Genomic DNA, 9,043 nt, shown 5'->3' with positions numbered 1-9,043 from the left:
TTAAGATGCCCGACCGCGCCGCCGCTTACGTTGTTGCGCGCCGCGTAATCCATGGGATGGCTGCCGTCATGATAGAGCGGAGCGTTATGATGCGCGAACAGCTCCCAGTTGCCGCTGTAGTCATAGGTCATGATATTGATATAGTCCAGATAGGCGGAAGAGTTTTTCAGATCCGCGTTCACGACGAAGTTGTCGCCTTGGCCGGAAGCGATGGTGAGCAAATAATAACGACCGTCCTCGGAGCCCGCGGCGTCGAACGCTTCGCGAATGGTCTTCATGAGCAAGGTGAAATTGACGTTGTCCTCGGCAGAGTGCGCGTTATCCTCTTCGCCGCCCTCCACGGGGTACTCCCAGTCGATGTCGAGGCCGTCGAGGCCATATTCCCGGATGAAATTCACGGCTGAGTTCGCGAACGTGCGTCTGGTCAGCTCCGTTGCCGCTACGGGCGAGAAGTTGTTCGACCACGACCAGCCGCCTACGGATACAAGCAGCTTTAAGTGCGGGTTCTCCTCTTTGATGGTTTTGAAGCTCGCGAAGTTTCTAGGATCAAAGTCGGCGTCGCCCAGGATCACTTCGCCGTCATGAACGTAGTCGCTCTGCAGCGGAATATTTTCATTTTGGCACGCCGTCGCGCCGGAGCCGAATTTCTTCCAGCACAGATCGGCGAACGCGTAATTGATATGGGTGAAGTTGTTGTAATCGACATCCTCCGGCCTAAAGTTGCGTCCTTGCTCGGACAGCGACCAGGCCGTGTAATACGTGACGTTGGTGTATTCCGCGCCGGGCACGGCGGAGAGCGTCTCGCTGATCGGGGATTCCCAGAGCTGGTTCGCGGCCCGCACTGTAAAGTCGTAGGACTGTCCTTCCGCCAGGCCGGAGGCTGTCAGCCGAGGCTCGGATGTCGTGCCGATAACCGTGCCGCCCTGATAGACGGTGTATAACGTCGCGCCGGGAACGGGCGCCCAGCCGAGATTTACCGTATCGCGGTTGGCGGTGACGACTTGCAGATCGGACGGCGCGGCGAGCTCGCCCCAGATCAGGTCGATCTCGTTGCTGTTCGCGGACACTCGCGCGTTCGCGGGATCCTGGGCGCCGAGATAGAAGTTGAGCGCGGCGCCGGCGACCCGTTTCTCCTCGGGGATCGTGTAGGTCATGGCGTTGTCCGTACCGTTCCATACGCCGGCCTTCCAGTCGCCGTCCATGTAGAGATCATAACCCGTTGCCTGAGGGCTGGTCGTCCAGCCGAAGGTGATGCCGGTTTCCGTAATGTCGGATACCTTAAAGTTTTGCGGCGGCGTCAGCGGCGCCTCCTTGTATTCGCTCATGTCGGCCGTTGTCGTGAATTCCAGCACGTTGCTCTTATGCGCAAGCGTTGCGGGCCGTTCGTACCATGTAATATAGATGCGGTAAGTGGTCTCGGGCGTCAGTCCGCCTAACGCGTGCGTCCAGCGGTTGCCCCAAGTCAGATAGGAATTGGTATCGGCATCCCAAATGTCGATATCGTTAGGATGCTGAGGATCCTGATCGTTGCCGATGAAATCCCATTCGAACGTTGCCATGTTGTGGGACAAGTCGACGATGCGGAGATTTTGCGGTGCTGCGGGATCTTGCCCGGGCGGTTCGTCTGCGGCATTAATGGCGGCGGGGACGTAGAGGAGGCTGACTAGCAAAGCGAGACATAACGACAGGACGGTCGGCTTCGCGAACAGTTTGTGGGTTGACGTATACACCAGATCACCTCGAATGTTTTTTTTCGAAAGGATGTTGCAGCCATGCTCAGGCTTGCGCAAGATCTAGGTGAGAGGAATGATTGGGAGCGGTATTGTGGTCTTGTGGTCTAGTGGTTACGGCCTCCTTTGTTGGCAATTTGCAAAATAATTGTGGTCACTTCTATCATGGGACGAAGAAACGATTTCAGGAAGGGGGAGATTTCCATAATGAGAGGGAGAAAATTTCGTGATACGCATATTTATGATCATTGTAATCGAAATGATGATTGAAAATTCGACTTTCGACGACAGATGTCGGCACAATATGTGAAAACTATGGCGTTAAAAGAGAGGCGGCGGATCATCGATTTTGCCAGGACGGATGGCTTGCCCCAGCCGGCCCGCCATAGCATTCGCGGCGCGAAAATGATATAGTTGACACGAATCAAGACGAACGTTTTTTTGGAAGCAGGAGGCCCCCCCATGAAGCAGAAGAACAGAAGTAACCCGCCTAAAGCCAGCCGCCCGAATACCAGCCGCCAGGGTGCCAGCCGTCCAAGTGCGAGCCGCCCGAGTGCGAGCCGCCCGAATGCCAGCCGGTATACCGTGAAGGAAACGACCGAGCTGCTGCTTTTTCTCATCCATACATCCAAGCTTGGCCGCAATTCCGCGAAATCGATGTTGGCCCGCGGGCAAGTGTCGGTCGACAACGTGGTCGTAAAAGAGTACAACCATCCTCTTGAGCCCGGACAGACCGTCTCCGTCAGCAGGGAGCGCGTGGTGGAGGAAACGCCTCTTGTCGGTCTCGACATCCTGCATGAGGACGAGGACATTATCGTTATTCGAAAGGATGCCGGGCTGTTGTCGATCTCGACAGGCCAAGACAACGAGATCACCGCCTATCGCCAGCTTATGGCGCATGTCCGTGCCAAAGATCCCAAGAGCCGGATCTTCGTCGTGCACCGCCTGGATCGAGACACGTCGGGCGTGATGATGTTCGCCAAAAGCGAGAGGATCCAGCAGCAGCTGCAGAACGCTTGGCAGGAAGCCGTCAAGGAGCGCTCGTATGTTGCGTTGGTCGAAGGCAAGGTAAAAAAAGCGGAAGGGACGATAACGTCCTGGCTAAAAGAGAGCAGCACGCTAAAGATGTACTCCAGCCAGCGGCAGGGGGACGGGCAGCATGCCGTGACGCATTACAAAACGCTTCAAGCCGGCAGTGCCTACACGTTACTGGAGGTTCGGCTCGAGACCGGACGCAAAAATCAAATTCGCGTCCATATGGAGGATCTCGGGCATCCCATCGTAGGTGACAAAAAATACGGCTCCCGCTCCAAGGTGCTGGGCAGGCTGGGCTTGCACGCTCGCGTGCTGGCTTTCTCCCATCCGACTACGGGCGAGCTGCTGCGGTTCGAAACGGATATTCCGAAATCGTTTCTGGCGCAGCTCAAACCATCGTCCCCCGTGGGGAGGAGATAACGAAGGGAGCCCAGCTGCCTTCAAGTTACAAGCAAAAAAGGTCAGTACACAAGTCCATTTAAAATACATCGAGCTTCTGATACCATGTCAGAGGCTTTTTTTTGTTTTAGAAATTCGACTGCATAGCAGCAGCAAGCTTGCTGAAGCTCGGCATCATGGAAAAAAGGGTTAAACATAGAGAAGGAGGCGGGCTGCAGCTAATCCGAGTCACACTATAGGGGATATGCAGCTGTAATCAGGAGTTTACTGGGTTCGTCGAAAAATTTGTGAAAGGTGAAGGGTAGCTCTCATTGGGATTATCTTGACTCGTTTCCCGGTGTGTCTGCCCCAAGCTAATAACGGGAAAAAGTCCCGTTATTTTGGTGTCAGTATCCTGGATCTGCTGCAATTAGGGGAAATTCTCCATCTAATTTATGGAATATCTTTGTAGAGCCTGGAATGGCCCCGAAATAGAGGGAGCTTTTCCCTTTGTTCCGTTCTATAAGACCGAAGATCTTGAAATAGATGGCACTAATCCCCTTAATTGTTCAGGCTGGGGTCAACCAGCCAATAAAGCTGGTTTTCCGCTATAATCATCGTCGCAGGCCCGTCCGGAGCACATTTAAAGTGGAATATTCCGCTATAATCAGGGCTCTCTGGTCCCAACCAGCCAATAAAGCTGATTTTTCGGCTATAATTCGGCGAATCAGCCCCACGAGGCACATTATAGCTGATTTTTCAGCTATATTCGCCCGAATCAGCCTCACGAGGCACATTATAGCGGAATATTCGGCTTTATTTCGGATGCATCCGGGCGTGGCCATTCCTGTTGAATTGGGATGCCGGCCTTGTCTATTAAAGCCGCGTCTACGCTGCCCTATGCACAGGCTCATTACCGTGGTATAGTCGGCTTGAAGGTTTTGGAAGATTATCCAGTAGTGCGAGAGGGGGGGGCGGAATAGATCGACCATTTGGGCATGAAATGGGACTTGCGATGACCATGGGTCCCAAACTTAAGCGCGAAGTTGAAAGACAGCTGCTTCTTGATTTGAAGCACTACCATCCATTTCCTAATGAACGGTGAAGTAGTAGGTGATGGAAGGATGGACTTTCTGTATGTAGTGGAGAGCGATCAACTAATTGTGTACTGGAAATTCCTTGATATTTATATAGATGAAGCAATGGTTATTGCAAAATCCGACGTTGCAGTACCGGAACATATTAAGCGCATTTATCGTTTAGGAGGTTAGTGGTTAATGATGGAAATCGTGATTGCGATACTACTGGTCGTCATTATTGTCCTGTTGATCAACATCAATGCCAAATTGCCGAACAGAATCGACCCGGTAGAACAGGCCTTATTGAGAGACAAGCAGAGAAGAGAGAGGGAGCAACGGGAAGGCTCGCTCTAACGAACGGCAAGTTTAAGGGGAAAGCAAGAGGTGGCATCGTGGAAGAACGAACGATAAATTGCCGCAAAGTGGGCGTGTATGGCCATGCTTTAACCAAGGGTAAAAGCTACATGATACGGAATGAAAACGAGAAGATATATAAGGTCGTCGGCGAACATGGAAAAACCATATGGGTGGACAAAACCTACTTTACGAAGGACAGCGTCATTATGTTGGATAGCTGGACGTTCGATGATGAAATCGAAGACTTCGACTTGGTAGAAGCGACGTTAATCTTCAGCGATGGCAGCAAACGATGGTGTTTGTTCACGACGCCACAGAAGTTGGTTGTGCATTTCGACAGTGAAAACCTCGATCCGCCGGGCATGAATATACGACATTTGATTATAGTGAAGTCATTGGCAAGAGGAGACGTTGAAAAAACGTTAAAGTATCTAGACAGTCAGGATGAATTGGAAGGTGCAAGCTTGCGTTTGGAATCCGATCTTGAATCTGGCAACAGCCGCGAGGTGTCGACTTGAAACTTTTTCTCCAGACCCAACTCATAGCCGTGCCTTATTTGATGGTGATGATCTTTTTTCTGAGCATATCCAACGAAACGAGGATTGCAATTATAGGCTTATGTTTCTCATTTGCTCTAGTCATTTTCTTATCTACTTTAATTGCAAAACTAAGGTGGATTTCCGTCTATTATGCTTGCTTGAACTATTTATTAGATTTGATGATTCTGTACGGAATCTTAGTAGCCCTTCAAAATATAAGCCCGGGTTCTCGTTTAGATAACAACGGCGAGTATTTTATCATTTTTTTCAGCTTCCCCATAACAACGGCAATTCTAGCTTTTGGATGTTTCCTGGGTGTCGTCATCAATATGTCACGCAGCGACGAAGAGGAGAATACGTGATAAATAAAAAGTGGCTCGCTGCGGTCATCGCTATGAGTATTTTTGGTACATACTACCTGCTGTCCAAATGGGAAAATGCCGAGATTCATACTACTGTTAATGGTTTTTATCGCGGTTTTGTGGCGTTGACGTCGATTATGTGTTGTGGATCGGAAAAGGCAAAAAGGTCGTTTATAGCACCGTTAACTACGGCGATATCGGCGAATTGAAAAAGGGCAAGGATAAAATATTCATAAAGAAGATACAAAACGAGTGGCTCATCACCGAATATCGTTCAGGAGCACCGTGGAACTTGCCCTAATACGAAAGGTGGCTAACGTCATGAATAAGATCCCCGTTATCGAGACGCCGAGGCTGCGGCTTAGGCCGCTAAGGATGAAGGATGCATCTGATGTGTTCCATTACTTCGCTCAGGACGAGGTGACGGAATATTACGATGTGGAGAGCTTCACGGAGCTGGAGCAAGCGGAGAAGCTGATCCAGTTCTGGCATGACAGATTCCACAATCAGCAAGCCGTCCGATGGGGAATTACGCTTCGATCACAAGATCGGGTTATCGGCACGTGCGGTTTCCACAATTGGACCCAAAAGCATTGCAAAGCCGAGGTGGGCTACGAACTGTCTCCCGAGTACTGGCGGCAAGGGATTATGGCCGAAGCTTTGCATGCGATTATGCATTTCGGTTACGGGCGTATGGCGCTGAACCGTATCGCCGCAATCATTCTGCCGGGCAATACGGGCTCCCGAAGACTGCTGGAGAAGATGGGCTTCTATGAAGAAGGCACGCTGAAGGAGTATTATTATAAAAAGGCAAGCTTTAGAGATGCTATTATTTTTTCGAAGCTGAACGCGGGAAAGGAAGCATAACGAATGACCTATCAAAACATCTTGTTCGATCTGGACGGAACCATAACGGATCCCAAGGAAGGCATTACGAAGTCCGTGCAATACGCGCTGGCCAAGCTTGGCATCTACGAAAAAAACCTCGAAGCCCTTACGTCGTTTATAGGACCGCCGTTAGCCCAATCGTTCCGGGAGCTGTACGCGTTCGGCGAATCGGATGCCAGGCAAGCGGTAGAGTACTACAGGGAATATTTCAAGGAGACGGGAATCTTCCAGAATGCGTTATTCGGCGGAATGGTAGACTTGCTGGCCGGGTTGCAGCGGCAAGGGCGCTCGCTCATTCTGGCGACCTCCAAGCCGACCGTATTCGCGAGGCGGATTCTGGAGCACTTCCGGATCGAAAAGTATTTCGCGGAAGTGCATGGCAGCGAACTGGACGGCACGCGGTCCGACAAGACGGAGCTCATCGCGTACATTATGCAACAACATAAGCTGGATAAGTCGGGGACGGTCATGGTTGGCGATCGTAAACACGACATCATCGGCGCCCGCAACAACGGGATATCGTCCATCGGCGTCACGTTCGGCTACGGCAGCCTGGAGGAGTTGACGGGGGCAGGTCCGACGACCGTATGCCATTCCGTAGATGAGTTGAAGAAGACGCTACTTTTGCGGGGGTCTAATCAGGCAACAGTGGCAGAAGTGCGCGCTATTGGGATTCGCGACTCCGAAACCGTAGACCGCCTGACGGCCGTCTGGCATTCCTCCGTGTCGGCGACGCATGATTTTCTGACCGCCGAAGAGATCCGTTCCATTGAACCCGAGGTTCGGCAGGGCTTGCAGCTAATCGAGTATCTGTATGGTTGTTATGACGAAGACCGGCAGCCGCTCGGTTTCGTCGGCATGCAGGATGACAAGATCGAGATGCTGTTCGTGGAGGCGAAGCAACGCGGGAGGGGCATAGGCAAAAAGCTGCTGGAGGCCGCTCTCAAGCACGAGGGAGTGCGATACGTCGACGTGAACGAGCAGAACGGGCAGGGCTGTGCTTTCTACGCAAACAGAGGTTTCCGGATCGTCGGCAGGTCCGAACTTGATTCGCAAGGCCGACCGTATCCGATTCTTCATTTGGAAATATAGTACATTGTTATGACCTGAGGAGGGAGACATCCATGTCCAACAAACCCGAATTTGAGCCTGCTCGCGCCAAGTCCGCCAGGGTAGCTCCCTCGCTCTATGGGGGAATCCCGGGCGGACGTATGGATGGATCGTCGTCCCTGCTTCGAGTCCCACCCGGAGAGGAGCTGTTGATCGGGGAGGGACAGCCGCTTGTCTTCCTTCGGCGAGTCGTTCATTATACGGGGCAATGGCCCTCCACAATGAAAAGAAGGCGCGTCGGCGTTTTCTCCCTGCTGTACATCAAGCACGGCCGTGGCGAATTAACCGTCAACAATGTCCCCATCTCCATTACCGGCAATCAGCTTCTTCTGCTCACGCCTGGCATGTATATGATCGAACAGGCTGATGCGCTTGCAGATTGGGATGTCCATTACAGCGCCTTCAAGCTGATGCGTCCGGTTCGAGAAGATGGGGGCTGGTCGCTTGCACCCTTCGAGCCGTCGCATTTCCCGAGAGGCGGAGCAATGTCCGTTACTGACATGCATTCGATCGAAAGGTTAATCGAACGTCTGTATAAGGGGGGAGACGACGCTGACGGCATGTTTCGTTGGAGGCGCCAGCTGGCACTGTCAGAGCTGCTTTATATGATTCTGTCGGAGCAGAAGGCGCAGCGGAGCCCTTATTCGGCGCCGGATGTTGTAAGGCGCTGCGCGGCTTATATCGACCAACATTATAAGGACAATATTCGAATGGACGAGCTCGCAAGCTGGTGCGGTCTCCATCCCAGTACGTTTACGCGTCATTTTAAAGCTGCGATGGGGATGCTGCCCAGCGACTATTTAATCCATGCGCGCATCGAATCGGCCAAAACCATCTTGCCGGGGGGAGGGCCGCTGAGGGAGGTTGCGCGGCAGGTGGGTTTTTGCGATGAATATTATTTTAGCCGGATGTTCAAGAAGGTTGCCGGAGTCTCCCCTTCCGTCTACATTCGTACGGCAGGAGAGCGTTCGCAAGGCAAGGAGCGAAACGGCAGGGTGCTGAAGCCTGTTAATGTCGCGGTTACGTACGTGGACGAGGTCGACCATCTGATCGCGCTTGGCCTGCTCCCCGCAGCCGTGCCTGCCGATCATCAACCGGATCGGCAAGAGACGGTCATTCCCTATCTGAAGCCTTATATTGCCCATCTCCCGCATATCGGCTGCGAGCTGTCGATCGACATGGAGCGGCTGCGCAAGCTTGCCCCCGAGCTGATTATCGTCGGCCGCTTCATGAAGAGCTGGGGCGTGAACGGCTTCGCCGACATCGCTCCGACCCACTATTACAGCTGGGAGGTAGACTGGCGCAACGTGCATCGCCAGCTCTCGGCCGTGCTGGGACGGGAAGCCCACGCTGAGCAAAATATCGCGCAATTCGACCGGCTCGTCCGCTCCGCGAGGGACCGGATGTACGCGGCATGCGCGAGCAAGACGTTCCTCTTTCTGGAGTCGACACGGGAAGGCGTAAGGGTAAGTCCTTATATGAGCAACGGAGGCTGGCTGCTCTACCAGCAGCTGGGACTGACGCCGGCATCGATCGTGAGCGTCAACGGATGGGAGCATTACGTT

Annotated in this window: 8 protein-coding genes; 7 read left to right on the top strand and 1 reads right to left on the bottom strand. The window is 52.7% G+C overall.

Annotated features, from left to right (window positions below):
• The coding region (locus PAT3040_RS37695) for a glycosyl hydrolase family 18 protein (RefSeq protein WP_258235253.1) at positions 1 to 1,730 on the bottom strand (1,730 nt) is incomplete at its 3' end.
• Between the two features lie 462 nt (positions 1,731 to 2,192).
• On the opposite strand from PAT3040_RS37695, the gene PAT3040_RS31330 reads away from it, so the two are divergent.
• The 7 genes from PAT3040_RS31330 to PAT3040_RS31300 form a co-directional block, all read left to right on the top strand.
• Positions 2,193 to 3,185 carry an RluA family pseudouridine synthase gene (locus PAT3040_RS31330; RefSeq protein ID WP_108995766.1) on the top strand — a complete coding sequence of 331 codons (993 nt, stop codon included), beginning with the start codon at positions 2,193 to 2,195 and terminating at the stop codon, positions 3,183 to 3,185.
• A 1,235-nt stretch (positions 3,186 to 4,420) separates the two neighbouring features.
• A complete protein-coding gene (locus PAT3040_RS37690) occupies positions 4,421 to 4,576 on the top strand; it encodes a hypothetical protein (RefSeq protein ID WP_181376952.1) in 156 nt (51 codons plus the stop codon).
• 38 nt (positions 4,577 to 4,614) lie between these two features.
• Complete coding sequence (locus PAT3040_RS31325) at positions 4,615 to 5,097, top strand: hypothetical protein (protein ID WP_108995765.1); 483 nt, start codon at positions 4,615 to 4,617, stop codon at positions 5,095 to 5,097.
• Positions 5,098 to 5,476: 379 nt separating this feature from the next.
• Positions 5,477 to 5,689, top strand: coding sequence for a hypothetical protein (locus PAT3040_RS31315; RefSeq protein WP_108995763.1), 213 nt, complete (start codon positions 5,477 to 5,479; stop codon positions 5,687 to 5,689).
• A 112-nt stretch (positions 5,690 to 5,801) separates the two neighbouring features.
• Positions 5,802 to 6,347: a GNAT family N-acetyltransferase gene (locus tag PAT3040_RS31310; protein ID WP_108995762.1), complete on the top strand. Its 546-nt coding sequence runs from the start codon at positions 5,802 to 5,804 to the stop codon at positions 6,345 to 6,347.
• 3 nt (positions 6,348 to 6,350) lie between these two features.
• On the top strand, positions 6,351 to 7,460 hold the full coding sequence (locus tag PAT3040_RS39800) for a GNAT family N-acetyltransferase (RefSeq protein WP_108995761.1): 1,110 nt from the start codon (positions 6,351 to 6,353) through the stop codon (positions 7,458 to 7,460).
• Positions 7,461 to 7,492: 32 nt separating this feature from the next.
• The coding region (locus PAT3040_RS31300) for an AraC family transcriptional regulator (protein ID WP_146200611.1) at positions 7,493 to 9,043 on the top strand (1,551 nt) is incomplete at its 3' end.

It is taken from the genome of Paenibacillus agaridevorans (genome assembly GCF_003112455.1).
Taxonomy (GTDB): Bacteria; Bacillota; Bacilli; order Paenibacillales; family Paenibacillaceae; genus Pristimantibacillus; species Pristimantibacillus agaridevorans.
This window is presented reverse-complemented; position numbering and strand designations above follow the sequence as displayed.